Origin of the sequence: Achromobacter pulmonis, from assembly GCF_002885955.2 — a bacterium.
Lineage (GTDB): Bacteria > Pseudomonadota > Gammaproteobacteria > Burkholderiales > Burkholderiaceae_B > Achromobacter > Achromobacter pulmonis_A.
On record NZ_POQS01000007.1, the window covers coordinates 422,267 to 447,777 of the forward strand.

27 protein-coding genes, 1 tRNA gene and 1 pseudogene are annotated in these 25,511 nt (G+C 68.5%); 15 read left to right on the top strand and 14 right to left on the bottom strand.

What is annotated here, in order from left to right; genetic code table 11:
* Window positions 1-108: 108 nt before the first annotated feature.
* Both rpmA and rplU read right to left on the bottom strand, forming a co-directional pair.
* Window positions 109-369 carry a 50S ribosomal protein L27 gene (rpmA, locus tag C1I89_RS26245; protein WP_006389959.1) on the bottom strand — a complete coding sequence of 87 codons (261 nt, stop codon included), beginning with the start codon at window positions 367-369 and terminating at the stop codon, window positions 109-111.
* Between the two features lie 34 nt (window positions 370-403).
* Complete coding sequence (gene rplU / locus C1I89_RS26250; RefSeq protein ID WP_006216228.1) at window positions 404-715, bottom strand: 50S ribosomal protein L21; 312 nt, start codon at window positions 713-715, stop codon at window positions 404-406.
* 439 nt (window positions 716-1,154) lie between these two features.
* Between rplU and ispB the strand changes: the two genes are divergently transcribed.
* The gene (ispB, locus tag C1I89_RS26255; protein WP_102775316.1) at window positions 1,155-2,120 is read left to right on the top strand and encodes an octaprenyl diphosphate synthase; all 966 of its coding nucleotides are present in this window, start codon (window positions 1,155-1,157) and stop codon (window positions 2,118-2,120) included.
* Window positions 2,121-2,208: 88 nt separating this feature from the next.
* A tRNA-Pro gene (locus C1I89_RS26260) sits at window positions 2,209-2,285 on the top strand.
* Between the two features lie 133 nt (window positions 2,286-2,418).
* Here the strand turns inward: C1I89_RS26260 and C1I89_RS36000 are convergent.
* The 5 genes and pseudogenes from C1I89_RS36000 to C1I89_RS26275 all read right to left on the bottom strand — a co-directional run bounded on the left by C1I89_RS36000 (window position 2,419) and on the right by C1I89_RS26275 (window position 4,358).
* Window positions 2,419-2,559, bottom strand: coding sequence for a hypothetical protein (locus C1I89_RS36000; RefSeq protein WP_440130665.1), 141 nt, complete (start codon window positions 2,557-2,559; stop codon window positions 2,419-2,421).
* A 3-nt stretch (window positions 2,560-2,562) separates the two neighbouring features.
* A pseudogene (locus C1I89_RS36005) lies at window positions 2,563-2,625 on the bottom strand (hypothetical protein); the annotation flags it as partial.
* Window positions 2,607-2,843 carry a hypothetical protein gene (locus C1I89_RS34930; RefSeq protein WP_219929610.1) on the bottom strand — a complete coding sequence of 79 codons (237 nt, stop codon included), beginning with the start codon at window positions 2,841-2,843 and terminating at the stop codon, window positions 2,607-2,609. The gene C1I89_RS34930 and the pseudogene C1I89_RS36005, both read right to left, overlap by 19 nt.
* 13 nt (window positions 2,844-2,856) lie before the next feature.
* On the bottom strand, window positions 2,857-3,315 hold the full coding sequence (locus tag C1I89_RS26270) for a type II toxin-antitoxin system TacA family antitoxin (RefSeq protein ID WP_102775317.1): 459 nt from the start codon (window positions 3,313-3,315) through the stop codon (window positions 2,857-2,859).
* Window positions 3,316-3,380: 65 nt separating this feature from the next.
* Window positions 3,381-4,358 carry a LysR family transcriptional regulator gene (locus C1I89_RS26275; RefSeq protein WP_102775318.1) on the bottom strand — a complete coding sequence of 326 codons (978 nt, stop codon included), beginning with the start codon at window positions 4,356-4,358 and terminating at the stop codon, window positions 3,381-3,383.
* Window positions 4,359-4,480: 122 nt separating this feature from the next.
* Here C1I89_RS26275 and C1I89_RS26280 point away from each other — a divergent pair, with 122 nt between their 5' ends.
* The 4 genes from C1I89_RS26280 to C1I89_RS26295 all read left to right on the top strand — a co-directional run bounded on the left by C1I89_RS26280 (window position 4,481) and on the right by C1I89_RS26295 (window position 9,644).
* Window positions 4,481-5,449, top strand: a complete 969-nt coding sequence (locus C1I89_RS26280; RefSeq protein ID WP_181391053.1) for a tripartite tricarboxylate transporter substrate binding protein — start codon at window positions 4,481-4,483, stop codon at window positions 5,447-5,449.
* An 8-nt stretch (window positions 5,450-5,457) separates the two neighbouring features.
* Window positions 5,458-6,987 (top strand): sulfatase-like hydrolase/transferase, encoded by a 1,530-nt coding sequence (locus C1I89_RS26285; RefSeq protein WP_102775320.1) that lies wholly within the window; start codon window positions 5,458-5,460, stop codon window positions 6,985-6,987.
* A gap of 114 nt (window positions 6,988-7,101) precedes the next feature.
* Complete coding sequence (locus C1I89_RS26290; RefSeq protein ID WP_102775382.1) at window positions 7,102-7,785, top strand: LuxR C-terminal-related transcriptional regulator; 684 nt, start codon at window positions 7,102-7,104, stop codon at window positions 7,783-7,785.
* On the top strand, window positions 7,695-9,644 hold the full coding sequence (locus tag C1I89_RS26295; protein WP_102775321.1) for a sensor histidine kinase: 1,950 nt from the start codon (window positions 7,695-7,697) through the stop codon (window positions 9,642-9,644). The genes C1I89_RS26290 and C1I89_RS26295 overlap by 91 nt, the downstream gene beginning before the upstream one ends.
* Window positions 9,645-9,653: 9 nt before the next feature.
* On the opposite strand, the gene C1I89_RS26300 is transcribed toward C1I89_RS26295, so the two are convergent.
* Window positions 9,654-10,037 carry a SecDF P1 head subdomain-containing protein gene (locus C1I89_RS26300; protein ID WP_102775322.1) on the bottom strand — a complete coding sequence of 128 codons (384 nt, stop codon included), beginning with the start codon at window positions 10,035-10,037 and terminating at the stop codon, window positions 9,654-9,656.
* Between the two features lie 217 nt (window positions 10,038-10,254).
* Between C1I89_RS26300 and C1I89_RS26305 the strand changes: the two genes are divergently transcribed.
* The 9 genes from C1I89_RS26305 to otnK all read left to right on the top strand — a co-directional run bounded on the left by C1I89_RS26305 (window position 10,255) and on the right by otnK (window position 19,867).
* Window positions 10,255-12,519, top strand: a complete 2,265-nt coding sequence (locus C1I89_RS26305; protein ID WP_102775323.1) for a TonB-dependent receptor — start codon at window positions 10,255-10,257, stop codon at window positions 12,517-12,519.
* A 103-nt stretch (window positions 12,520-12,622) separates the two neighbouring features.
* Complete coding sequence (locus tag C1I89_RS26310) at window positions 12,623-13,036, top strand: carboxymuconolactone decarboxylase family protein (RefSeq protein ID WP_102775324.1); 414 nt, start codon at window positions 12,623-12,625, stop codon at window positions 13,034-13,036.
* Window positions 13,037-13,194: 158 nt separating this feature from the next.
* Entirely contained in the window at window positions 13,195-14,055 is an 861-nt protein-coding gene (locus C1I89_RS26315; RefSeq protein ID WP_102775325.1) for a decaprenyl-phosphate phosphoribosyltransferase, read from the top strand.
* Between the two features lie 2 nt (window positions 14,056-14,057).
* On the top strand, window positions 14,058-15,191 hold the full coding sequence (locus C1I89_RS26320; RefSeq protein WP_258231529.1) for a hypothetical protein: 1,134 nt from the start codon (window positions 14,058-14,060) through the stop codon (window positions 15,189-15,191).
* Between the two features lie 62 nt (window positions 15,192-15,253).
* Window positions 15,254-15,892, top strand: a complete 639-nt coding sequence (gene otnC, locus C1I89_RS26325) for a 3-oxo-tetronate 4-phosphate decarboxylase (protein WP_102775327.1) — start codon at window positions 15,254-15,256, stop codon at window positions 15,890-15,892.
* Between the two features lie 8 nt (window positions 15,893-15,900).
* Entirely contained in the window at window positions 15,901-16,698 is a 798-nt protein-coding gene (gene otnI, locus C1I89_RS26330; RefSeq protein WP_102775328.1) for a 2-oxo-tetronate isomerase, read from the top strand.
* The gene (gene denD, locus C1I89_RS26335; protein ID WP_102775329.1) at window positions 16,695-17,669 is read left to right on the top strand and encodes a D-erythronate dehydrogenase; all 975 of its coding nucleotides are present in this window, start codon (window positions 16,695-16,697) and stop codon (window positions 17,667-17,669) included. Before otnI ends, denD begins: the two co-directional genes overlap by 4 nt.
* 27 nt (window positions 17,670-17,696) lie before the next feature.
* Entirely contained in the window at window positions 17,697-18,605 is a 909-nt protein-coding gene (ltnD, locus tag C1I89_RS26340) for an L-threonate dehydrogenase (protein ID WP_102775330.1), read from the top strand.
* Entirely contained in the window at window positions 18,602-19,867 is a 1,266-nt protein-coding gene (gene otnK, locus C1I89_RS26345) for a 3-oxo-tetronate kinase (protein ID WP_102775331.1), read from the top strand. Before ltnD ends, otnK begins: the two co-directional genes overlap by 4 nt.
* Here the strand turns inward: otnK and C1I89_RS26350 are convergent.
* The 6 genes from C1I89_RS26350 to C1I89_RS26375 form a co-directional block, all read right to left on the bottom strand.
* Complete coding sequence (locus C1I89_RS26350; protein WP_102775332.1) at window positions 19,864-20,571, bottom strand: FadR/GntR family transcriptional regulator; 708 nt, start codon at window positions 20,569-20,571, stop codon at window positions 19,864-19,866. The genes otnK and C1I89_RS26350 overlap by 4 nt on opposite strands.
* 82 nt (window positions 20,572-20,653) lie before the next feature.
* Window positions 20,654-21,562: a LysR family transcriptional regulator gene (locus C1I89_RS26355; protein ID WP_102775333.1), complete on the bottom strand. Its 909-nt coding sequence runs from the start codon at window positions 21,560-21,562 to the stop codon at window positions 20,654-20,656.
* Window positions 21,563-21,616: 54 nt separating this feature from the next.
* A complete protein-coding gene (locus C1I89_RS26360) occupies window positions 21,617-22,570 on the bottom strand; it encodes an ABC transporter ATP-binding protein (protein WP_246842534.1) in 954 nt (317 codons plus the stop codon).
* On the bottom strand, window positions 22,560-23,585 hold the full coding sequence (locus tag C1I89_RS26365) for an ABC transporter ATP-binding protein (RefSeq protein ID WP_102775335.1): 1,026 nt from the start codon (window positions 23,583-23,585) through the stop codon (window positions 22,560-22,562). The genes C1I89_RS26360 and C1I89_RS26365 overlap by 11 nt, the downstream gene beginning before the upstream one ends.
* Before the next feature lie 4 nt (window positions 23,586-23,589).
* On the bottom strand, window positions 23,590-24,495 hold the full coding sequence (gene nikC / locus C1I89_RS26370) for a nickel transporter permease (protein WP_102775336.1): 906 nt from the start codon (window positions 24,493-24,495) through the stop codon (window positions 23,590-23,592).
* 5 nt (window positions 24,496-24,500) lie between these two features.
* Complete coding sequence (locus C1I89_RS26375) at window positions 24,501-25,511, bottom strand: ABC transporter permease (RefSeq protein ID WP_102775337.1); 1,011 nt, start codon at window positions 25,509-25,511, stop codon at window positions 24,501-24,503.

Consider the following 25,511-nt stretch of genomic DNA (forward strand, 5'->3'; position numbering starts at 1 on the left):
GGCAGGGCGGGACGTCCCGGCCGCTGCCTTGAAACAAAAAAGCCCTGCCGCATGCGACAGGGCTTTGCCGAACGCGGCGGACCGCGTTGCTGACCGTGCTCTTGCCGATTACTCGGCGGCGACGATCGAAACGGTCTGCTTGTTCAACGCGCCCTTGAAGCCGAATTGAACCTTGCCGTCGACCAGCGCGAACAGGGTGTGGTCCTTGCCCATGCCGACGTTCACGCCAGCGTGGAAACGGGTGCCGCGCTGACGCACGATGATCGAACCGGCGGGGATCAATTCACCGCCGAATGCCTTGACGCCCAGACGCTTCGATTCTGAGTCGCGTCCGTTTCGCGTAGAGCCGCCGCCCTTTTTCTGTGCCATGTTTAGCTCCTGCTAAGTGGTACCGAGTCGCTACTTAAGCCGTGATGGCTTCGATGCGGATTTCGGTGTAGTTCTGACGGTGGCCCTGACGCTTCTGATAGTGCTTGCGACGGCGCATCTTGAAGATCTTGACCTTGTCGTGGCGGCCTTGCGCAAGAACCGTTGCCTTGACCACGGCGCCGGAGACGAGGGGCGTGCCAACTTTCAGCTGGTCGCCTTCGCCCACGGACAGCACTTGGTCCAGGGTGATTTCTTGCCCAATGTCAGCCGGTATCTGTTCTATCTTGAGTTTTTCGCCAGCGGCAACGCGATACTGCTTGCCACCGGTTTTTACGACCGCGTACATGGGGTGTTCCTTAAATAGGTAAAAAGGTCCATTTGCCTGGCCGGCCCTGCTGGGCGGGCTGCGCGCTGTGCCTGCCTGCCGTGCTCCGGATTGCAGGAGCACCACGTGCATCTGGCACAAATCACTCGGCATAAATGAAACCGACGTAATTCGGCCATTGCTGACCGAATCGAGGATATTAGCCCGAGATGCGCGGAAAGTCAAAAAGCGCTTGTAGGGTAAGGGCTTAGGTGTGGCGTACAGGCTTCATGCGGCATCGCCAGGCCTTGCGCCTTCGGTCCCAGAGTTCCGCCGGGCCGGCCGGCGGCGGCCCGGCGCGCGCCCGCGCACGTTACTCCCCGTATAATCGCTGGTCGAATCCCCCGGCCTGGTCCGGCGGTCCAGCGGTAAGAGCCGTCACGCGTACACCCTACGGCTCGTTTCACACTCCGGATACGTCTTGAATCTCCCCGCGCTCATTGCCCCCATTGCTGACGATATGAAAGCCGTCGATGCGGTTATCCGCGAGCGGCTGAACTCCGACGTGGTCCTGATCCGCACCATCGGCGACTACATCATCGGCGCCGGCGGCAAGCGCATGCGGCCGGCCATGGTGCTGATGGTGGCCCGCGCGCTGGGCTATGAAGGGACGCATCACCAGCTGCTGGCCGCGGTGGTGGAATTCATCCATACCGCCACCTTGCTGCACGACGACGTGGTCGACGAATCCGACCTGCGCCGCGGCCGCGAAACCGCCAACGCGGTGTTCGGCAACGCCGCCAGCGTGCTGGTGGGCGACTACCTGTATTCCCGTTCCTTCGAAATGATGGTCGAGGCCGACTCGATGCGCGTCATGAGCATCCTGTCCGAGGCCACCACCGTCATCGCCGAAGGCGAGGTGCTGCAGCTGCTCAACGTGCACGACCCCGACGTCTCGCAGGAGCGCTATCTGCAGGTCGTGCGCTACAAGACCGCCAAGCTGTTCGAGGCCGCCGCCCAGGTCGGCGCCGTGCTGGCCGGCGCCACGCCCGAGCAGGAAGCCGCCGCGGCGGCCTACGGCCGTCATGTCGGCACCGCCTTCCAGCTGGTCGACGACGTGCTGGACTACAGCGGCGACGCCGCCGCGCTGGGCAAGAACGTGGGCGACGACCTGCGCGAGGGCAAGCCCACGCTGCCGCTGATCCGCGTAATGGAAGTGGGCACGCCCGAACAGCAGCAACTGATCCGCGACGCCATCAAGACCGGTGACGCCGACTTCGCCGCCGTGGCCGCCGCCATCCAGGCGACCGACGCCCTGGAACACGCCCGCCAGGCCGCAATCGCCGAGGCCGAACTGGCCAAAAAAGCACTTTCCGACTATCCCATTTCCCCTTTTCAAAAATCTCTGTTAGAATTCTGCGCTTTCGCGGTAAACAGAGATCGCTGAACAAATTCAGCGGTATCGGGACCGAGAGAAAGGCAGGACAGCCCAGCCGTACTGAGCACGGCGAAGCTGAAAGTAGTAGGTAGTAAATCGGGGCGTAGCTCAGCCTGGTAGAGTACTGCGTTCGGGACGCAGGAGTCGGAGGTTCGAATCCTCTCGCCCCGACCACTCAATGTGGTCGAATTCATGAAGGTGTTTCCCGACGCCTCAAGCTGAAAGCCGGTATCGCACAAGCGCTGCCGGCTTTTTTGCGTTCGCTCGCTCAAAGACCGTTTACATGCGGGCGTGGGGAGGTCGGACGCTATGCGCTCGGCTGTTCTATGGCGCTGCGCGCATTCTTCGCGGTCATAAAAAGCTTCAACGGATCCACGTCCCGAAGGGCGATAAAACCATACTTGCGATAAAACGCTGCCGCTTCGTCATCCTTTGCGTCAACCAGCACCACTGTCACCGCGAGTGGACCCGAGATTGCCAGTTCAAGCGCCTCGATCAGGAGCGCGCCGCCCAGGCCCTGGCCTGCGGCAGGCGTGTCAATTCCACCGCGCCAGCCGAAAGCGTGAAGAATCCCGCCACCATGTCGTCGCTCAGAAGCAGATGCGCACGCGCGGAATTTCGTTCCTCATCTTGTCCCAGCCGTTCAACAAAATACCTATCGAGTTCCGGGTTGCCGCAGCAAAACCCCCTACGGTCAATCGACTTCGAGAAGGGCGCGAATTGGAACGCCATGCCGTGTCAGCCCTTATTGGCCTTCGACTTGACGCAGGATCTTTTTCCGCGTCGTCGCCGCGCGTTTGAGCGCGGCCGTCGGTTCGGATGGTTCGGCGTCAATCGCTGCGGCGATTGTTTCGGAGTCCCGTTTGGACAGCCGCAAAATCACCTGATGCTCGATCTGGCGCAGTGCGGCCTGGTGGGCCGCGTGCACCACGAAGTCGGAGAGCGAGCGGCCGGAAATATCGGCTGCGCGTTGAATGACAGCGCGTTCTTTCGCGGTCAATCTGGCGTCCAGGCGAGCGGTTCGGGGCTCGTCCACGCGCTCAAGTTCCTGGCCGATGAGCTCGCGTAGACAGGCGATGACGTCGCTCGGCACCTGCTCTGTGATTCGCGTTTCCTGGGACGGGTTGTGTTCCGGGCCGGGGTGTTTGCGCTTGGGCTTTTGCTTGAGCGCCGCAATGATGCTTTCTTCGTGCTGTGTGGTCATGGCGCATCCTTCATGTACGGAAAATCACGTACAAAAATGTAGTGTACGGAAAAATTCGTACCTGCTCAACGCCCAACTGCCTCCCCGTCCGGCGCGACGCTCGCCACCGCTTGCAGGCATTCGATCAGCCCCCGCATGTGCGGAGACAGGTCCAGGCTGCAATGGCGGACCAGGCCGATGGGGCCGAAGACGGGCGGCAGGTCGATGTCGAGGATGGCCAGGCCCTGGCCGCGGGCCAGGTGGCGGGCCACGCAGCGCGGCATGAGCGACAGGGTGTCGCTGCTGTTCATCAGGATGGTGTTGTTCAGCGCGGACGCCGATTCGATCCGGGCGTAGGGATAGACGCCATGGCGTTGCAGCAGCATGTCCAGGCCGATGCGCACCGGGCTGCCGCGCGGCGGCATGATCCATGGGTAGGCGGCCAGCCGTTGCCACGGCACGCCCGGTTCGCCGGCCAGCGGGTGGCCGGCGCGCGCGCAGACGCACATCGGCTCTTCATACAGCACCTGGCTGGCGAGGTCGGGTTTGCGCACGGCCTCGCCCAGCCTGGCGACCAGCAGGTCGAGCTTGCGGGTGTACAGCTCCGGGGCCAGCGCTTCGAGCGAGCCTTCGCGCACCAGCACGTTGACGTTGGCGGCCTGCTGCTTGAACCGCAGCAGCGCGCGCGGCACGAGGAAGGCGGCGGCGGTGGAGTTGACGCCGATGCTGATGGTCTCGACGTCCAGGTCCGGCGCGCCGGACCATTCGCCGCTCATGCGTTCCAGGTCGCCCAGCACCCAGCGCGCATGGCGGATCAGCGATTCGCCGTGGCGCGTGGGGAAGGTGCCTTTGGGCGTGCGGTCGAACAGGCGCGCGCCGAGCATGTCTTCGAGTTCGGCGATCATGCGCGATACGGCCGGCTGGGTGGTGGCCAGGCGCCGGGCCGCCAGGCCGACGTTGTGGACTTCGTCCAGCACCCGCATCAGGTGCAGGTGGCGCAGCCGCAGCCGCCCGCGCAGATACCAGCCGGGCGGCAGGGCGGGGGAGTCGTCGGCGGGCTGCATCTACATATCAACATTGATATGGAAAGGCCAAAATATATCATTGGACCGGAATGTGCCGCTGTTCCATGATCGTCATGACCAGCGCGCCCGCCGACGAGGCGCGCGGCGGGAAGGAGACGATCATGCTGAATTTCATACGCGCGCCGCTGGCCATGCTGTGCCTGGCGATTCCGCTGGCCGCCGCCGCGGCCTACCCCGACCGGCCGATCACGCTCATCGTGCCCTCCGTGCCCGGCGGCGGCGCGGACGTGGCGGGCCGGCTGGTGGCCGCGGAGCTGGCCAGGCGGCTGGAGGTGCCGGTGATCGTCGAGAACCGGGCCGGGGTCGCGGGCATCATCGGCTCGCAGGCCGTGGCGCGGGCCAGGCCCGACGGTTATACGCTGCTGCTGGGCCTGGACGCTTCGTTTACCGCGGCGCCTTATCTGATGGAGGAGGCGCCGTACCGGACGGAGGATTTCGCGCCCATCGCCACGCTGGCCACCTTGCAGTACGTGCTGGTGGCCTCGCCCTCGGCGCCGTTCGGCTCGCTGCGCGAGCTGCTGGACCAGGCGCGGGCGCGCCCGGACACGATCACCTACGCCAGCGGCGGGCTGGGCTCGACGCATCATCTGGCCATGGCGCTGTTCGAGCACGATGCCGGCATATCGCTCAAGCACGTGCCGTACAAGGCCGCGCCGCAGGGCTTCGTGGGGGTGATGGGCAGCCAGGTCGATCTGATGTTCATCGTGGCCAGCACGGCGTTGCCGCAGGTCCGGGCGGGCAAGGTGCGCGGGCTGGCCAACGCCGGCACGGCGCCCATCGCGGGCGCGCCCGATCTGCCGATGATCAAGGAGGCCGTGCCCGGCTACACCTTCTATAGCTGGTTCGGCCTGTTCGCGCCGGCCAGGACGCCGGCGCCGGTGGTCGAGGCGCTGGGCAAGGCGGTGGCCGCCGCGCTCAAGAGCCCCGAGCTGCGCGACAAGATGCAGGCCCAGGGCATGATCGTGGGCGACGAAGGCGCCGAGGGCCTGCGCCAGCGCATCGCCCGCGACACCCGTGTTTTCGCTCCCATGCTCGCCGACATCAAGACCGCAGCCGCCAGACAGCCATGAAACCAGCCATGAAACGTCCCAATATCCTGCTCATCACCACCGACCAGCATCGCGGCGACTGCCTGGGCTACGCCGGACGGCGGGTCAAGACGCCGCACATCGACCTGCTGGCGCGCAACGGCACGCACTTCTCGGCCTGCATCACGCCCAACGTGGTCTGCCAGCCGTCGCGCGCGTCCATGCTGACGGGCCTGCTGCCGCTGACGCACGGGGTGTGCGACAACGGCATCGACCTGGACCTGCGCACCGGCGAGGCCGGCTTTGCCGGCAGCCTGGCCGCCGCGGGCTACGACACGGGCTTCATCGGCAAGGCGCACTTCTCCACTCACCACACCTTCGAGGCCACGGGGCGTCCGGAGTGCCAGTACAGCGAGGCGGCCCTGGGGCCGGGCTGGAACGGCCCGTACATGGGTTTCGAGCACGTGGAGCTGGTGGTCGAGGGCCACAACTACTGGCTGCCCACGCCGCTGCCGGGCGGCCTGCACCATTCGCGCTGGCACTACGGCGACGGGCAGGGGGAACTGCGCAACCAGCTCTACCAGAAGGACCTGGGGCCGCCCAGCGGCGCGCCACAGACCTTCAATTCGGCGCTGCCGGCGGCCTGGCACAACTCGGCCTGGATCGGCGACCGGACCATCGAATACCTGCGCCGGCATGGCCAGGAGCGGCCGTTCTGCCTGTGGGCCTCGTTTCCCGATCCGCACCATCCCTTCGATTGCCCCGAGCCCTGGTCGCGCCTGCATCATCCCGACGAGGTCGATCTGCCGCGCCATCGCAGCACCGACTACGACCGCCGGCCGTGGTGGCACCGGGCCAGCATGGAAAGCAAGCCCATGGGCAATGCCGAGGTGCAGGCGCTGCGCCAGAACTTCTCGCGCATGCCGACGCCGTCCGAAGCGGCGCTGCGGCGCATCACCGCCAACTACTACGGCATGATTTCGCTGGTGGACCACCAGGTCGGGCGCGTCATGAAAGCGCTGGCCGAGTACGGGCTGGACCGGGACACCATCGTGATCTTCACGTCCGACCACGGCGAGTGGCTGGGCGACCACGGGCTGATGCTGAAAGGGCCGATGCCGTACGAGGGCCTGCTGCGCGTGGCCATGGTGGCCAGCGGTCCGGGCATCGAGGCCGGCCGGCAGGTGGCCGATCCGGTGTCGACGCTGGACCTGGCCGCCACCCTGTACGACTACGGCGGCGCCTCGGCCCTGGGGCCGGTGCACGGGCGCAGCCTGCGTCCGCTGCTCGAAGGCCGGGATGCCGGCCGCGCGTTCGCGCTCAGCGAATGGGACGTGGCGGCCTCGCGCTGCGGGGTCGAACTGAAGCTGCGCACGGCTCGCACCCGCGACTGGAAGCTGACGCTGGAACTGGATAGCGGCGCGGGCGAGATGTACTGCCTGGCCGAAGATCCGGACGAGATGGACAACCTGTTCGACGATCCCGGCTACGCGGCCCGGCGGCGCGAACTGACCGACATGATCAGGAGCCGTCCCGCCGATCAGCTGCCGGCGCGCCTGCCGGCTTCGGGCATCGCCTGAAGGCGCGCGCCGGCATTTGCTTTATATTCCCTGCGAATACCAACTTCCAGGGATACCCGGCCGGCTGCGACTGCGTCATAGTTCGGCGTGGGCAATGCCGCCCGCGCCTTTCTCATGACCGTCGCCATGCTTGCTTCCGAGTCGACCCTGCCTGCCCCGGTGCTGCTGGTGGAGGACGAACCCCTGATCTGCCGCCGGCTCGAAGGCCTGCTGCTGCAGCTCGGGTATGCGCCCGAGGCGCTGGTGTTCGCCGCCACGCTGGCCGAGGCGCGCGCCTGCCTGGCCACGCAGCCCGTGGCCCTGGCGCTGGTGGACCTGGGCCTGCCCGACGGCAACGGCACCGAACTGATCACGGAAATGCACGCGGCCGATCCGGGGCTGGCGATACTGGTCATTTCGGCCTGGAGCACCGAGGACGCGATCCTGGCGGCGCTGCGGGCCGGTGCCACCGGCTATGTGCTCAAGGAGCGCGACGACCTGGAGGTGTCGCTGTCGATCCGCAGCGTGCTGCGCGGCGGCGCGCCCATCGACCCCTTCGTCGCGCGCCGCATCATCGAGGAATTGCGCCCCAGGCCGGCGGAGCCGGCAGGCGCGGCCGCCGGCGAGACGCTCAGTCCTCGCGAAAACCAGATTCTTCGCCTAGTATCCGAGGGGCTGGGAAACCGCGAAATCGCCGAGGAACTGCACCTGTCGCGCTACACCGTCGAATGCCACGTCAAGCACATCTACCGCAAGCTCGCTGTTTCCTCGCGCACCCGGGCGATCCACGCCGCGCGGTCGCGGGGGCTGCTCGATTGAGGCTGGCGATCCGGCTGGCGGTCTTGTGGCTGGCGCTGGCTTTTTCCCCGGTATGGGCGCAGGCGGAATGCACGGCCCAGGTGCTGTCGATCCAATCGGCGCAGGGCGATGCCGAGGGCGGCCGTCCCGGGCCGGACGCATGGCGGCCGGTGACGCTGCCCGATGACTGGACCGCGCGCTGGCCCGACTACAGCGGTACGGCCTGGTATCGCATCGACTGGCGGGCGCAGTGCCCGGACGGGCGCGCCGGGCCGGTGGCGCTGGTGCTCGAATCGGTGGTCATGGCTGGCGAGGTCTACGTCAACGATGCGCGCATCTGGAGCGATCCTCAGCTGAGCGAGCCCCTGTCGCGCAGCTGGAACATGCCGCGCTACTGGCTCATCCCCGAGGCCCTGATGCGCGATGGCGTGAACACGCTGTGGCTGCGGGTGGTGGGCGTGGCCGAGCAGACGCCCGGCCTGGGGCCGGTCTACCTCGGAGAGCCCGGCCCGCTGCTGCGGCGCTACGAGGACCTGCGGTGGCGCAACCGCACGCTGTTCATGCTCAACCTGATCGTGTCGGCCGTCCTGGGCGGGCTGTGCTTCTGCATCTGGCTGATGCGCCGCGAGCAGCGCGCCTTTGGCTGGTATGCGCTGATGGCGCTGTTCTGGGTGCTGTTCATCGCCAACGTGCTGGTCACCAGCCCCTGGCCATTTGCCGACAGCATCGGGGCGGCGCGCGCCAACGCCATGGTGCTGGTGCTGTACGTGGCGTGCTTCTGCATTTTCACGTGGCGCTTCGGCGAGCAATCGCTGCCGCGCACCGAAAAGGCCTTGTGGATACTGTCCGCGGCGCTGCTGGCGGCGGTGGCCCTGGCGCCGCGGGCGCAGCTGCCCGAGGTCCGGCTGGCCGCGGTGCTGACCGCGTCCGCCATTTTTTTCGCGAACTGCCTGCAGTTCCCGTTCCACGCCTGGCGCACCCGGCGGCCCGAAAACCTCATGCTGGCGGCCTGCCTGCTGGTGTTCCTGGCCGTCAGCGTCCATGACCTGCTGCGCATCCTCAAGCTCATCTCCAGCGACACCGCGTATACGCCGTTCACCAGCGTGGTGGTCACGCTGTGCATATCGGCCGTGCTGGGGCTGCGCCACGCGCGCAACGTGCGCCGCATCGAACGCTTCAGCCAGGATCTGGCCGTGGGCATCGCGCAGGCGCGCACCGAGCTGGCCACGACGCTGGAGCGCGAGCACGCGCTGGCGCTGGCCAATGCGCGCCTGCAGGACCGCCTGCAGATCGCCCACGACCTGCACGACGGCCTGGGCGGTTCGCTGGTGCGCATGATGGCCGCGGTGGAGCAGGCCAGCCAGCCGGTGCAGAGCCAGCAGTTCCTGTCCATGCTCAAGCTGTTGCGCGACGACCTGCGCCAGACCATAGACAGCGGATCGAGCGCGGGCGTGAAGGTGCCAGCCACCCCGCGCGAGTGGATCGCGCCGCTGCGCCACCGTTTCATGCAGCTTTTCGACGAACTGGAGATCCGCGCGAGCTGGGCGGTCCCGGCGCAGTGGCGCACGCCGCCCAGCGCCTTGCAGTGCATGGCGCTGACCCGGCTGGTCGAGGAATCGCTGGTGAACGTGCTCAAGCACAGCCGCGCCCGCCGCGTCGAGCTGGCGCTGCGCCAGCCCGAATCCGACAGCCTGGAGCTGCTGATCGAGGACGACGGCGCCGGTTTCGATGTGGCGGCGGTGCTGCGGGCCGGTATCAGCGTGGGCATGCGCAGCATGCACACCCGCATCGAGCGGGTGGGCGGCAGGCTGGAGGTGGCGTCCCGCCCGGGACGGACCGCGCTGACCGCCACGCTGGCGCTGCGCGCGTCCCAGCCCTGAGGCGCGCCGCTACCGGTTTTCGTCGCCTATCGTCAGCCCGCCGGCCTTCATGATGCGTTGGGCGATCTCTTCGGCGGACTTGCCTTCGAAGCCATGTTCGCCCGCGACGATGCGCAGGTTGTCGCTTTCCAGCGGGGCCATGAGGGTGGCCGACGACAGCACCACGCCGTCGGCGCGCAGCTGAATGCGCTGGCCGACGCGCGCGCGGGTGAAGTCGGCCAGCGCCTTGGCGCTTTCCGGCTTCAGCGTGATTTCCACCGTGCGGGCCGAGGTGGCCGGATCGGCGCTCGCCGTCGCCTGCTGCGCCTGCAGCATGACCGTCTCGGCCTGCGCCGCGCAGGGCAAAAGCTCGGCCAGCAGGGCGGCGCGCAGCAAATGGCGGATGGGCGGCATGGAACTCTCCTTCCGGGCAACGGCCCGCGTTTTCGCATCCTAGCCTATCCCCTGGTGTTGTTAATCGGCCAGAAAATTCGACAAAAATGACGAATTTCTGAATAAAGCCTGACAAATAGTTGAATGCAATAATGGTAATGAATATCATTGGCCTTCTTATAAAACCAAGAGCGCATCCATAGCGCACCCGCCGCGGGGCGGTTTCCGAAAGAGTCCAATGAGCAAAGCAGAGAGTTTGACGGCCGGCGCCAAGGCCGGCGGCAGCATTTCGTCTACGAATTCCACGATCTACGCCGCGGTCTGCGGCGCCCTGATGTCGCCGGGCCTGGTCCTGGCGCAGGGCAGCCTGGCGCCGGGAGCGGTGCCGGAACTGTCGCCCGTGCAGGTGCAGGGCCAGGCGGTCAGCGACGGCTACGAGGCGAACGTCGCCTCGTCTCCCAAGATGACGGCGCCCCTGCTGGACACGCCGCGCTCGGTGACCGTGATCACCGAGCAGCTGATGCGGGACCGCGCCGCCTCGTCGCTGATGGACGTGCTGCGCACCGCGCCCGGCATCACTTTCGGCGCGGGCGAGGGCGGCACGCCCGCCGGCGACCGGCCCTTCGTGCGCGGCTACGAGGCCAGCACCGACATGATGGTCGACGGCATGCGCGACCTGGGCCGCTTCTCGCACGAGACCTTCAACCTGGAATCGGTCGAGATCCTGAAGGGCCCCAGCTCGGCCTACACCGGGCGCGGTTCGACCGGCGGCAGCATCAACCTGGTCAGCAAGACGCCCAAGCTGGAAGACTTCGTCGAAGGCACGGTCGGCGTCGGCACCGACAAGAACTGGCGCCTGACCGGCGACGCCAACTGGGGGCTGGGCGAGAGTTCGGCGTTCCGCCTGAACTTCATGAAGCAGGGCGGCGACATCCCGGGCCGCGACCACGTCGAGACCGACCGCTGGGGCGTGGCGCCGTCGTTCACCTGGGGCCTGGGCACGCCGACCCAGGTCACGCTCAGCTACTACCATCTGCAGAACGACGACACGCCCGACCTGGGCATCCCGTTCAAGAACGAATCGCGCCCCGGGCGCGTGACGCCGCCCGACGTGGACCGCGACAACTACTACGGGCTGGTCGGGCGCGACTACCGCAAGAACCAGGCCGACATGGGCACCCTGATGGTGGAGCACAAGTTCAGCGACAGCCTGAAGCTGCGCAACGGCACGCGCTACACCCAGTCCAGCAACGAATACGCCATGACGCGCCCCTCGTTCGACAACTGCGCGGCGCGCACGGGCGGGCGGCCCAATCCGGCCTATGGCGTGGCGCCGTGCTCCACCGAGGCGCCGGGCGTGCAGATGACCAAGGCGCTGCGCACGCTGAACCAGACCAACCGGTCCTTCATCAACCAGACCGACCTGTTCGGCGAATTCCTCGCCGGCGGCGTGCGCCACAGCTATGCGGCCGGCCTGGAATACAGCAACGAGAAGATCATCAAGCGCGACGGCGTGCCCCGCGGCGGCTTCGACAAGGCCCTGATCGACGATCTCTACCACCCGAACCCGCACCAGGCCTATACCGGCAGCCTGAGCTGGGGCCCCAGGTACGACGCCGCCGAAACCATCACCCGCGCGGCCTACCTGTTCGACACGATGAAGTTCAGCGAGCAATGGGAGGCCAACGTCGGCCTGCGCTATGACAACTACCGCGTCACCAGCGGCGATGCGCAGCGCACCGACAATATGTGGAACTACCAGTTGGGCCTGGTCTACAAGCCCGCGCCCAATGGCAGCATCTACGTGTCCTACGGCACTTCGTCCAACCCGTCCGGCGAAACCGCGGCCCAGTCGGGCGGCGCCGACGGCGCGGCCGGCGGCCGCCTGACCGCGGACACGGCGCAATTGGCGCCGGAAAAGAGCCGCAGCATCGAAGTGGGCACCAAGTGGGACGTGTTCGACGAGCGCCTGTCGCTGACGGCGGCGGTGTTCGAGACCCGCAAGACCGACGCGCGCAGCGCCGACCCGATCACCGGCGACGTGACGCTGTCGGGCAGCAACCGCGTGCGCGGCATCGAACTGGGCGCGGCCGGCGCCATCACGCCGAAATGGCAGGTGTGGGCGGGTTACAGCTACATGGACCCCAAGGTCACCAGCTACCAGAGCGGCGGCACGGACTACAGCGGCAACCAGATGAAGTTCATTGCGCGCCAGAGCGCCAGCCTGTGGAGCACCTACCGCCTCATGCCCGAGCTGACGGTGGGCGCCGGCGCCACCTATACCGGCAAGCGCTACGTGGACGACGCCAACGTCTACCAGCTGCCCTCGTACTGGCGCTACGACGCGATGGCGTCCTACCAGTTCAACCGCAACTTCAGCCTGCAGCTCAACCTGAACAACCTGACCGACGAGACCATATACGAAGCCTCGCACGTGGGCCTGTTCAGCTACGTGGCGCCGGGCCGCTCGGCCATGCTGACCGCCACCTTCCGCTACGACTGAGGCGCGAAGCCGGCCCAGCCGCGGGGCCGGCCATGATTGCGCGCCGGTCCGCCATGGTCAAGAATGTTGCTCACCGAGTGTCGGCAACATCAAAGGAGCAACCATGGCAGACATCAAATCCGAAACCCAGGCCCTGTTCGACCAGGGCCTGGAACTGCGCCGCGAGGTGCTGGGCAGCGAATACGTGGACGGCTCGATGGCCCGGGCCAACGAGTTCATGATGGCGTTCCAGCACATCACCACCGAGTGGTGCTGGGGCTACACCTGGGGCCGGCCCGGCCTGGAGAAAAAGACTCGCAGCATGCTGAACCTGGCCATGCTGACGGCGCTGAACCGTCCGGCCGAAATCAAGCTGCACGTCAAGGGCGCGCTCAACAACGGCGTGACGGTCGAGGAGATCAAGGAGATCCTGCTGCAGGCCACCGTGTACTGCGGCATTCCGGCGGGCCTGGACGCCTTCAAGGCCGCCAATCAGGTGCTGGAGGAAGAGGGCGCCTTCAAGGCTGACGCGTCGTAAGCCGGCGCCGCCCGCTGCGGCGGGCATGAGTCTGATAAAGCGCGGCGGCGTCCCGGGCGCCGTGCTTTCGCTGGCATAGTCTGCGGCACTTCAACGGACGGATTCCGTCGCGCCAGCCGCATGACCCTACCACCGCAGTCCTTCCCGCGGGCGCTTCCATGAGCGCCGTCATCACGCTACTGCGTCCGCAGCAATGGCTGAAGAACGGCTTCGTGCTGATCGGCCTGATCTTCAGCAACGGCTGGGCCGATCCCCGCCTGGTGTTCGCCGTGTGCGTGGGCTTCGTGGCGTTCTGCCTGGCGTCCAGCGCGGCCTACGTGCTGAACGACTACCACGACCGCGGCGCCGACGCCGCGCATCCCGTAAAGCGCCATCGTCCCATCCCGGCCGGCCGGGTCGGGCTGCGCGAGGCGCGCGCGCTGATGCTGCTGCTGGCCTGGGGCGCCCTGGCCATTCCGCTGGGCACGGGGCAGTGGGCGGTGGCGCTGGCCGTGGCGGTTTATCTGCTGCTCAACGTCGCCTACAGCCTGAGCCTGAAGCATCACGTGCTGGTGGACGTGTTCTGTATTTCCGCCGGCTTCATGCTGCGGCTGGCCTGCGGTACGTATGCGGTAGGCATCGCGCCCTCGCGCTGGATGCTGCTGTGCAGTTTCATGCTGACCCTGTTCCTGGGGTTCGCCAAACGCCGCGCCGAAATCGCCGTGCGGTCCGAAGGCGCGCGCAGCGTGCTGCAAGACTACAGCGCGCAGCTGCTGGATGCGCTGGTCGCCATCACCGCCTGCGCCAGCCTGCTGGCCTACGGGCTGTACACCGTGGACCCGGAGGTCGCGGCGCTGCACGGCACCGACCATCTCATCGCCACCCTGCCCATCGTCACCTTCGGGGTGTTCCGTTACCTGTACCTGCTGTACCGGGAAGGCGCGGGCCAGGAGCCGGGCCGCGATCTGCTGGCCGACGGCCAGATCCGCCTGGCGGTGCTGGCCTGGGCGGCGGCGGCCATTCTGTTGCTGGGAGCATGAACATGACTGCGCTGGCGCGAATGTTCGCCTTCGAGCGTCCGGGCTTGCGCCGGTTCCTGCTGTGCTGCGCCTATGTGGTGGTCGCGGCCGCGGCGTTCAACGGCTTCTACACCAAGTGGCGGCTCAATGACGGCAATCCGGCCCTGAGCCTGGCGCACATGGTGGAGGGCACGGCCCACCGTCCCTATGTGTACCGGCAATTCGTGCCCGCGCTGGCCAACGGCATCCAGGCGCTGCTGCCGCCGGCGATGGTAGCGCGCATCTCCGCGCGTCTGGCGCGGCCGGAGCGGGTCGACAGCCGCTGGGGACTGGCGATGCGCTATCCGGCCTCGGAATCGCTGATCCCCGCGGTCGCGCTGCGCTATCACCTCGTCTATTACCTGGCCTTTCTCGCGCTGGTGGCCGCGCTTTTCGTCATGCGGCGCGTATGTCTGCGGGCCGGCGCCGACCGGATGGGCGCGACCCTGGCGCCGGCCGCCGTCGCGCTGCTGCTGCCGTTCTTCCTGACCGGGGGCGGCTATTTCTACGACTTCTTCGAACTGCTGTTCATGATGGGCGCGGTGCTGCTGGCGCTGGGCGCGGATCGCCGCCGGCCGCTGCGCATGCTCGGGCTGCTGGTATTGACCGGCGTGGCGGCCTGGAACAAGGAAGCCTTTTTCTTTTTCGCGCTCTCGCTCTATCCGCTGTTGCGCCGCGGGCTGCCGCGCTGGCAGGCCGGCGCGCTGGTGATGGGCATGCTGGCGATAAGCGGCTGCGTATACCTGGCGCTGCGCTTGCGTTATGCCGGCAATCCGGGGGGAACCGTCAGTTATCAGCTGTTGCATACCCTGCGCTTTTACGTCAATCCGGGCAACTGGCTGCTGACGGAAAGCACCTACGGCGTGCTGCTGCCGCGCGGCTTCGGCATCGTGAGCGCGCTGGCGCTGGCCGGCGTGGCGGCCGCCGGCTGGGAGCGTCTGCCGCCGGCGCTGCGCCGGCACGCGCGCCTGGCCCTGTGGATCAATCTGCCGCTCTTCCTGCTGTTCTGCTCGCCGGCGGAAATGCGCAACCTGAGCATGCTGTACCCCACGCTGACATGCCTGATGGCCCTGGCGCTGGATCGGTGGGCGCGGGAACGGCCGCCGCCAACGGGTTAGCCCTAGGTGTGGGGAATCGTCAAAGTTGTATGATGACCCGATTACTTCCAGCGCTGTTTCCCATGTCCGAAGAAGCCCGCATCCGCGAAGAAATCTGCACGGTAGGCGCCAGCCTGTACGACCGCGGCTACACGGTCGGGGCGGCCGGCAACATCAGCGCGCGGCTCGACGACGGCTGGCTGATCACGCCCACCGACGCCTGCCTGGGCCGGCTGGACCCGGCGCAGCTGGCCAAGGTGGACGCGGCCGGCAACTGGGTGTCGGGCGCCAAGCCTTCCAAGACCCTGGCGCTGCACCAGGGCATTTACCGCACCAGCCCGCAGTCGCGCGGCGTGGTCCATACGCATTCCACCCACCTGGTGGCCCTGACCCTGGCCGGCGTGTGGCGGACCGACGAAGTGCTGCCGCCCATCACGCCTTACCAGGTCATGAAGGTGGGGCGGATTCCGCTGATCGGCTATCGCCGTCCGGGCGATGCGCAGGCCGCGGCCGAGGTCGCGGCCGTGGCGGCGCAGGTGCGCGGGGCCTTGTTCGAGCGGCTGGGGCCGGTGGTGTGGGAGCGCTCCGTGTCGCACGCCTCTCATGCGCTGGAAGAACTGGAAGAAACGGCCAGGCTGTGGCTGATGAGCGATCCGCGCCCGCAGCCGCTGAGCGCCGAGGCCATCGAAGAACTGCGCGCCGTCTTCGGCGCGCGCTACTAGGAGCCGCCATGCCGCGCCTGGCCGCTAACCTGAGCATGATGTATGCCGAGCACCCGTTCCTGGACCGCTTCAAGGCGGCGGCGGACGATGGATTTGCCGGCGTGGAGTTCCTGTTTCCCTACGAATTCGCGGCGGCCGACCTCAAGGCGCGGCTGGCCGATCACGGCCTGACGCAGGCCTTGTTCAATGCGCCGCCCGGCGATTGGGAAGCCGGCGAGCGGGGCATCGCCTCGCTGCCCGGCCGCGAGGACGAATTCCGCCGCGGCCTGGACCGGGCGCTGGAATATGCGGCCGCGCTGGGCTGCCGCCGGCTGCACGTGATGGCCGGCCTGATCCGCCCGGACCAGGACCGCGAGGCGCATCGCCAGGCCTATCTGGAGAACCTGGCGCGGGCCGCGCTGGCGGCGGCGCCGGCAGGCATCACCGTGGTGATAGAACCCATCAACCCGCGCGACATGCCGGGCTTTTTCCTCAACCGCCAGGACGAGGCCCAGGCCATCTGCGCCGAAGTCGGCGCCGACAACCTCAAGGTGCAGTTCGATATCTACCACTGCCAGATCGTGGAAGGCGACATCGCCATGAAGCTGCAGCGCGACATGGCGGGCATCGGCCACATCCAGATCGCGGGCGTGCCGGACCGCCACGAGCCCGACCTGGGCGAGCTGAACTACCCCTATCTGTTCGAGCGCATCGACGCGCTGGGCTACGCCGGCTGGATCGGCTGCGAATACCGCCCCAAGGCCGGCACCTCCGCCGGCCTGCGCTGGGCGCGACCCTATCTTTGCGGCACTGGGCACTCATCATGAAAATACTGATTACTGGCGGCGCGGGCTTTCTGGGCCAGCGGCTGGCGCGCAAACTGCTGGAACGGGGCGCGCTGGCGCTGGATGGCGGCGCGCCCCAGCCCATCGGCCGGATCGATCTGCTGGACGTGGCCGAGGCGGGCGCCTGCGCCGATCCGCGCATGCGGTCGCTGGTCGGCGACATCGCCGATCCGGCCGTGCTGCGCCAGGCCATCGACGCCGATACCCGCGTCATCTTCCACCTGGCCGCCATCGTCAGCGGCCAGGCCGAGACCGACTTCGACCTGGGGATGCGGATCAACCTGGACGCCTCGCGCGCGCTGCTCGAAACCTGCCGCCAGCTCGGCCATCGCCCGCGCGTGATCTTCACCAGTTCGGTGGCGGTGTACGGCGGCGACTTGCCCGAGACGGTGCGCGACGACACCGCGCTCAATCCCCAGTCGTCCTACGGCACGCAAAAGGCGATTGCCGAGTTGCTGCTGGCCGACTACACGCGGCGCGGCTACGTCGATGGCCGCGTGCTGCGCCTGCCGACCATCAGTGTGCGCCCGGGCCGTCCGAACGCGGCGGCCTCGTCGTTCGCCAGCGGCATGATCCGCGAACCGCTCAACGGCGAGGCGGCGGTCTGTCCGGTCGGCCCCGATACCCGGCTGTGGCTGCTGTCGCCGCGCGGCGCGATCCAGGCGCTGATCGCCGGCTGCGAGCTGCCGGCCGCGGCAGTGGCCGACCGCCGGCCGATCAACCTGCCGGGCGTGTCCGTCACCGCCGGCGACATGCAGCAGGCGCTGCGCGAGGTGGCCGGCGACGAGGTCGCCGACCGCATCGCCTGGCAGGCGGACGAACGGGTCGAGCGCATCGTCGGCAGCTGGCCCGGACGCTGGGACACGACGCGCGCGGCCGCGCTGGGGCTGCAGGGCGAGCGCGATTTCGCCGAAATCATCCGCGCCTACCTGGCCGACGACCTGCCGCGCTGAACGCCGGGCTTTCTGGATCTCCATACCATGAACCATCCGCAGACTACTCCGCGCCGCGTCGGCGTGATCGGCCTGGGCGCCATGGGCGCGGGCATCGCGCAAAGCCTGCGCCGCGCCGGCCACGAGGTGCATGCCTACGACATCCGGCCCGGCGTGGCCGAGGCCTACGCGGCCGAGGGCGGCGTGGCCTGCGCCTCGCTGGCCGAGATGGCGCAGGCCTGCGACATCGTGATCAGCGTGGTCGTCAACGCACAGCAGACCGAGGCGGTGCTGTACGGCGACGGCGGCATCGCCGCCGCGCTGCGCCCGGGCGCCGTGTTCGTGATGTGCTCCACCGTGGACCCGAACTGGTCGGTCGCGCAGGAGGCGCGCCTGGCCGGGCTGGGCGTGCTGTACGTGGACGCGCCCATCTCCGGCGGCGCGGCCCGTGCCGCCGCGGGCGAAATGACCATGATGACCGCCGCCCGGCCGGCCGCCTACGAGGCCTGCGGCGGCGTGCTGGAATCGATGGCCGGCAAGGTGTATCGCCTGGGCGACCGGGCGGGGGCGGGCAGCAAGGTCAAGATCATCAACCAGCTGCTGGCCGGCGTGCATATCGCGGTCGCCGCGGAGGCCATGGCGCTGGGCCTGCGCGAAGGGGTGGACGCCGACGCGCTGTACGAAGTCATCACCCACAGCGCCGGCAACAGCTGGATGTTCGAGAACCGCATGGCCCACGTCCTGGCCGGCGACTACGCGCCGCTGTCGGCGGTGGACATCTTCGTGAAGGACCTGGGCCTGGTGCTGGACACCGCGCGCCACAGCAAGTTTCCGCTGCCGCTGGCGGCGACCGCGCACCAGATGTTCATGCAGGCCTCGTCGGCCGGGCATGGCCGCGAGGACGACAGCGCCGTGATCAAGATTTTTCCGGGAATCCTCCTGCCGGAGCCGAAATGAGCCTCAAACTGGGTTGCATCGCCGACGATTTCACGGGGGCCACGGACCTGGCCAACAATCTGGTGCGCGCCGGCATGCGCGCGGTGCAGACCATCGGCGTGCCGGGCGCGCCGCTGCGCGGCGACGCCGACGCAGTGGTGGTGGCGCTGAAAACCCGCACCCTGCCCGCCGACGAGGCCGTGGCGCAGTCGCTGGCGGCGCTGGACTGGCTGCAGGCGCAGGGCGCCGAGCAGATCTATTTCAAGTACTGCTCCACCTTCGACAGCACGCCGCGGGGCAATATCGGTCCGGTCATCGATGCCCTCATGGCGCGCCTGGGCACGGATTTCACCATCGCCACGCCGGCCTTTCCGGACAACGGGCGCACGGTGTTCAAGGGCTATCTGTTCGCCGGCGACGTGCTGCTGAACGAATCGGGCATGCAGCATCATCCGCTCACGCCCATGACCGATCCCAACCTGGTGCGCGTGCTGTCGGCGCAGACCTCACGCAAGGTCGGGCTGATCGACTATGCCGTGGTGGCGCGCGGCAGCGACGCGATCGGCGCGCGCATGCGCGAGCTGGCATCCGAGGGCGTCGGGATCGCCATCGTCGATGCGGTCGGCAACGCCGACCTGCTGGCCCTGGGCCCGGCGCTGCGCGGCATGCCGCTGGTGACCGCCGGCTCGGGCGTGGCGATCGGCCTGCCGGCCAACTGGGGTTTGGCGCCCGGCGGGCGCGCCGCACTGGCGCGCGTGCCGGGGCCGCAGGCGGTGCTGGCCGGCAGCTGCTCGGCCGCCACCAACGGGCAGGTCGCGGCCTTCATCGAAAGCGGGCGGCCGGCGCTGGCGCTGGACCCGCTGCGGCTGGCGGCCGGCGACGACGTGGCCGGCGAGGCGCTGGCCTGGGCCGCGCCGCGGCTGGCCGACGGACCGGTGCTGATCTATTCCACCGCGCAGCCCGAGCAGGTGCGCCAGGCCCAGGGCGCGCTGGGCGCCGAACGCGCCGGCGCGCTGGTCGAGGCGGCGCTGGCGCGCATCGCGGCCGGGCTGGTCGAACGCGGCGTGCGACAGCTGATCGTGGCCGGCGGCGAGACCTCGGGCGCGGTGGTGCAGGCGCTGGGCCTGGAGCAGATCGCCATCGGCGAACAGATCGACCCGGGCGTGCCGTGGTGCGCGGGCTATGCGCCCGCCGCGCAAGGGGACATCAGCATTGCGCTGAAGTCGGGGAACTTCGGTACACGGGATTTTTTCATCAAGGCATTCGCCAAGGCGTTTGCCTAACGATGCGCCTGCCGCAGCCGCCTGGCTGCGTTCACCATATGGATGCGGGCCGCTTCGCGCGCGCCGTCGACATCCTTGTTGCGTATGGCTTCGACGATGGCGGCGTGTTCCTGCAGTACGTCGCGCATGAGGTTGGCGTGGCGCGCCTCGTTGCCGCGCGTGACGCGGGTGGCGGCTTCGAGGAACTGGCTGACGAAGGCCAGCGTGGTCAGGAAGTACGGGTTGCCGGTGGCGCGCGCGATGCTGCGGTGAAACGCCACGTCTTCTTTCACGCCGTCGCCGCCGTCCGCGACCGCCTGCGAGATCGCGGCCAGCGCCGCGTCGATGTCGGCCATGTCCTGCTTCTTGCGCATGGCGGCGGCCTGCGCGGCGATTTCGGTTTCCAGCGCGCGGCGCAGGTCCACGATATGCAGCACCGCCTCGATCGAGGACAGCTCGGCCGCGTCGATGCGCAGGGGGCGGTTGCCGGTGGCGGCGGTGACGTACACGCCGCTGCCCTGGCGCGCCTCGACCACGCCGTCCTGGCGCAGCCGGGACACGGCTTCGCGGATGACGGTGCGGCTGACGCCGAACTGCTGCGCCAGCGTGGTCTCGGGCGGCAGTTTGGCGCCGGGCGGCAGGCGGCCCGTGTCGATCTCGGCGCGCAGCTGCTTGGCGACCGTATCGGTCAGCGTGGGCGGGGAGGGAAGTCGGGGAAACGACATGGATGCGCAGCGCCTGGGAATGAGCCGCACACGAGTCGGCGGGGCAGCGTCGATGATAACCGCTAGGCGCGCGCCGCGCGGCTCAGGGTTGCGCGGGCAGGCAGCCCTGGCTTTCCAGGTACTGTAGGAAACGCTGGTCGGCGGGGCTGAGGCCGGCCTGTTCGTGGCGGGCCAGGTAGACCGGCAGGACGATGGGCGGCAGCGGCAGTTCGGCCATGCCGGGGTCCTGCGCGGCATAGCGCCTGGGCAGCGCGCCGATGCCGGCGCCGGCGCGCACCAGCGCGGCCAGCGATTCGCAGTCCGGCGCCTCGGCCACGGTGGGGCCTTCCAGGCCGGCGCGTATGCGGTGCACGGACAGCGCGGCCAGCGGCGAGCCGGTCTGCTCGTCCTCGAAGCCGATCACCGGCGCGGCGTGCGGATCATCGGCGCCGTGGACCGCGCCGTGGCCCATATAGTGGCCCATTTCCTGGTCGAACAGCTTGCGCTGCACCAGCACCGGGCGCGCGTCGCGCGCCGACACCACGCCCAGCGTGGCGTGCTTCTGGGCGAGCTGGCCGAGGATGTCGGCGCAGGTTCCGCGCTTGACGCGAAAGCGCACCAGCGGATATTGCTGGCGGTAGCCGGCGATCAGGGCCGGCAGTTCCGGCCAATGGATATGTCCGCTCAGGTGCAGCGTGACGATGCCCTGCACCACGCCGTGGGCGGCGTCCAGCGCCTTGGGCAGCGCCGTGACGATGCCGTAGATATCGGCGCAGTGCCGGTACAGCACCTCGCCGGCAGCGGTGGGCTGGAAGGCGGCGGCGCCGCCGCGTTCGATCAGGCGACGTTCCAGGCGCTCCTCCAGCCGGCGCAGCGCGGCGCTGACTGAAGGCTGGGTCACCGACAGGCGGTGCGCGGCCAGCGTGATGCTGCGCTCCTGCACGATCACCATGAAGGTGCGCAGCAGGTTCCAGTCCAGCTGATTGGCGAATTTGTCCAGGAGAGCGGTCATGCCGGGCGACTCGTATCAGCGTGCAGTTTTACCATTCCCGGTCCGGCTTCGGTGTCAGGGCGCCGGCGCATACAGGTGGCAGCGCGCCTCGTGCGCCGCCCCGGTGGCGTACAGGCCGGGTTGCGCGGCGTCGCAGCGGCCCGCGATGGCCTTGCCGCAGCGGGAAGCGAAGGCGCAGCCGCGCGGCAGGTCGATGGGCGAGGGAATGTCGCCCTGCAGCGTGATGCGCCGCTCGGGCTGGCGGCCCTCCGGCACGGGGATGGCGTCGATCAGCGCCTCGGCATAGGGATGGCGGGGCTGGACGAACACTTCTTCGGTGGGGCCTTGTTCGACGATGCGGCCCAGGTACATGACCGCCACGCGCGGGCACAGGGCGCGGATCACGGCCAGATTGTGCGAGATGAACAGATAGGAAAGGTTGAAGCGCGCCTGCAGCTCTTTCAGGAAGCTCAGGATCTGCGCCTGCACCGATACGTCGAGCGCCGAAGTGGGTTCGTCCAGCACCAGCAGCCTGGGCTTGAGCGCGATGGCGCGCGCGATGCAGACGCGCTGCTTCTGGCCGCCGGACAGCTCGTGCGGATAGCGGCTCAGGAACTGGGCCGGCAGGCCGACCATCTCCATCAGTTCGGCCGCCTGCGCGCGCAGGCGCGCGCCGCGCAGGTCGGTGTGCAGGATCAGCGGCTCGGACACGCTGCGCAGAATCGTCATGCGCGGATTCAGCGCGGAATGCGGGTCCTGGAAAATGAACTGCACCGAGCGGCGCAGCGCGCGCAGGTCGCGCGGGCTCAGCCGGGTCACGTCGCGGCCGTCGAAGTGCACGCTGCCGCTGGTGGGGTCCAGCGCCCGCGCGCACAGGCGGCCCAGCGTGGACTTGCCGCAGCCGGACTCGCCCACCAGCCCCAGCGCCTGGCCGGGTTCGATGCCGAAGCTCACGTCGCTGACGGCGTGCAGGCTGCGGCCGTCGTTCATGCGGAATTCTCGGGAGACGGAGCGCAGTTCAAGCAGCATGGGCATCGGGCTCGTGGGCCGGGCGCCGGGCCAGCAGCAGGCAGGCGGCGCTGTGTTGAGGGGCTAGGGAAACCGTGGCCGGCCGCTGTTGGCTACAGGCGGGCACGGCCGCGCTGCAGCGCGCCTGGAAACGGCAGCCGGCCGGCGGATGCAGCAGGTTGGGCACGGTGCCGGGGATGCCGGCCAGCATCTGCGCCGGCTTGCGCGGATGCGGCACGGACGCCAGCAGGCCGCGGGTGTAGGGATGGCGCGGATCGTCGAACAGGCTGGCGACCGGCGCGGTTTCGACCACGGTGCCGGCATACATCACCGCGACGCGGTCGCACACGCGCGAGATCACGCCCAGGTCGTGGGAGATCAGCAGGATGGCCAGGCCCAGGTCGCGCCGCAGTTCGTCCAGCAGGTCCAGGATCTGCGCCTGGATGGTGACGTCCAGCGCCGTGGTGGGCTCGTCGGCGATCAGCAGCGACGGCGAGCCGGACAGCGCCATGGCGATCAGCACCCGCTGACGCTGGCCGCCGGACAGCTGGTGCGGATAGCGGGCCAGCTGCGTGTCCGGATTGGGCAGGTGCACGCGCGCCAGCATGTCCGCGGCCAGTTGCCGGCGCTGGCGCGCGCTGCGGCGTTGCGCGCGCGGCTTGGCGGCGTCGTGCGCGGCGATCACGGCCGACATCTGGTCGCCGATGGTGAACAGCGGATTCAGGTACGTCATGGGGTCCTGGAAGATCATCGCGATCTCCACGCCGCGTATCCTGCGCATGGCGGCTTCGTCCAGGCCCAGCAGGCTCTGCCCGCGGTAGCGCAGGTCGCCGCCGGCCACGCGCGCCGGCGGGCTGGGAACCAGCCCCAGCACGCTTTTGGCGGTGACCGACTTGCCGCAGCCGGTTTCGCCCACGATGCCCAGGCTTTCGCCCGGGGCGATGCTGAGCGTGACGCCGTCGAGCGCCTGGTAGCAGCCGTCGAAGGTGTCGAAATGCAGGCGGAAGTCGTCGAATTCCAGCAGGGGAGCCGTCATGGTGTCAGCTCCGCTGCTTGGGATCGAGCACGTCGCGCAGGCCGTCGCCGATCAGGTTGAAGCCCAGCACCGTGAGGTAGATGGCCAGGCCAGGAAAGGCCGAATACCACCACCATTGCGGCAAATAGTTGCGTCCCACGGAAATCATCGCGCCCCACTCCGGCGAGGGCGGCTGCGCGCCCAGGCCCAGAAAGCCCAGGCTGGCCGCGCTGAGAATCGCCATGCCCATGTCCATGGACGCCTTGATGACGATGGGCGAGACGCAGTTGGGCAGGATGTGCACGAACACGATGCGCAGCGGCCCGGCGCCCATCATGCGGGCGGCGTCGATGTAAACCTCGCCCTTGAGCGACAGCGTCTTGGCCTGGACCAGCCGCACATAGCCCGGCCACCACACCAGCGACAGCGCGATCATGGCGTTCAGGATGCCCGGCCCCAGCGCGCCCACGATGGCGATGGCCAGCACCAGCCCCGGCACCGACAGGAAGATGTCGGTGACGCGCATGATCAGCTCCTGCACGCGGCCGCCGAAATAGCCGGCGATCACGCCCAGCGGCACGCCGATCAGCACGGCGATGCCGGTGATGGTCAGCCCGATCTGCAGCGAAGTGCGCGCGCCCAGCAGCACGCGCGACAGGATGTCGTTGCCCATTTCGTCGGTGCCGAACCAGTGCGCCGGGCTGGGCGGCAGCAGCTTCTGCGCCAGCTTGACGGAGCCGGCCGCGTCTTCCGGATAGGGCGCCAGCCAGGGCGCGAACAGCGCCACCAGCAGGAAGCCGACGACGATGGCCAGCCCCAGCATCGCGGACTTGTTGCGCGCGAAGGTGGCGGCGTACAGCCGCAGCTGGCGCGACAGCCCGTGGCGGGCCGGTTGCGGCTGCGGCGGGGAAATGGCGGTGGTGGTGGACATGAGGCTCAGCCCTGATGGCGGACGCGCGGGTCCAGCGCGCCGTAGACGATGTCGATGACGAAGTTGATCAGCATGAAGCTCGCGCCCAGCACCAGCGTGACGCCCATGATGGGCTGGAAGTCCGAGTTCATCGTGGCCTGCACCGCGTACAGCCCGATGCCGGGCCAGTCGAACACCGATTCGATCAGCACGGTGCCGCCCAGCATCCAGCCGAAGCGCAGGCCTATCATGGCCAGGGTCGGCAGCATGGCGTTGCGCAGGGCGTACTTGGCGATCACGCGCCACGGCGCCACGCCGTGCGCGCGCGCCGCCACGATGTAGTCCTGGCGCAGCACTTCCAGCATCTCGGCGCGGTTGACGCGGATGATGGACGCCAGCGCCGGAAACGCCAGCGCCAGCGCCGGCAGGATCATGTAGCCCAGGGCCGAGGCGAAGGTCTCGACGTCGCCATGCAGCAGGCTGTCCACGGTGTAGAAGCCGGTGATGGTGTCGGGCGGAAAGGCCAGCATGTCCAGCCTGCCGCCCAGCGGCAGCCATTCCAGGTGCTGCGCGAACACGTATTTCAGCAGCAGCCCCAGCGAGAACATCGGAAAGGCCACGCCCGAGGTCGACAGCAGGCGGATGAGGTGGTCGGGCCAGCGGTTCTGCGTGGCCGCGGCCACGGTGCCCAGCAGCACGCCGCCCACGATGGCCAGCAGGATGGAGAAGCACACCAGTTCCAGCGTGGCCGGGAAAAAGCGCAGCAGGTCCTGGAACACCGGCCGGGTGGTGGTGATGGAGCGCCCCAGGTCGCCCTGCACCACGCCGCCCAGGTAGGTGGCGAACTGCGCCAGCACCGGGCGGTCCATGCCGTATTCCTCCCGGATGGTCTGCACCATGGCCTCGGTGGCGTTGGGGCCGGCCGCCAGGCGCGCCGGGTCGCCCGGCGCGACATGCGAGATGGTGAAGGTGATGGCCAGCAGGCCGGCCAGCATCAACAGCATGAACGCCGAGCGTTTGACGATGAAGCGCAGCAT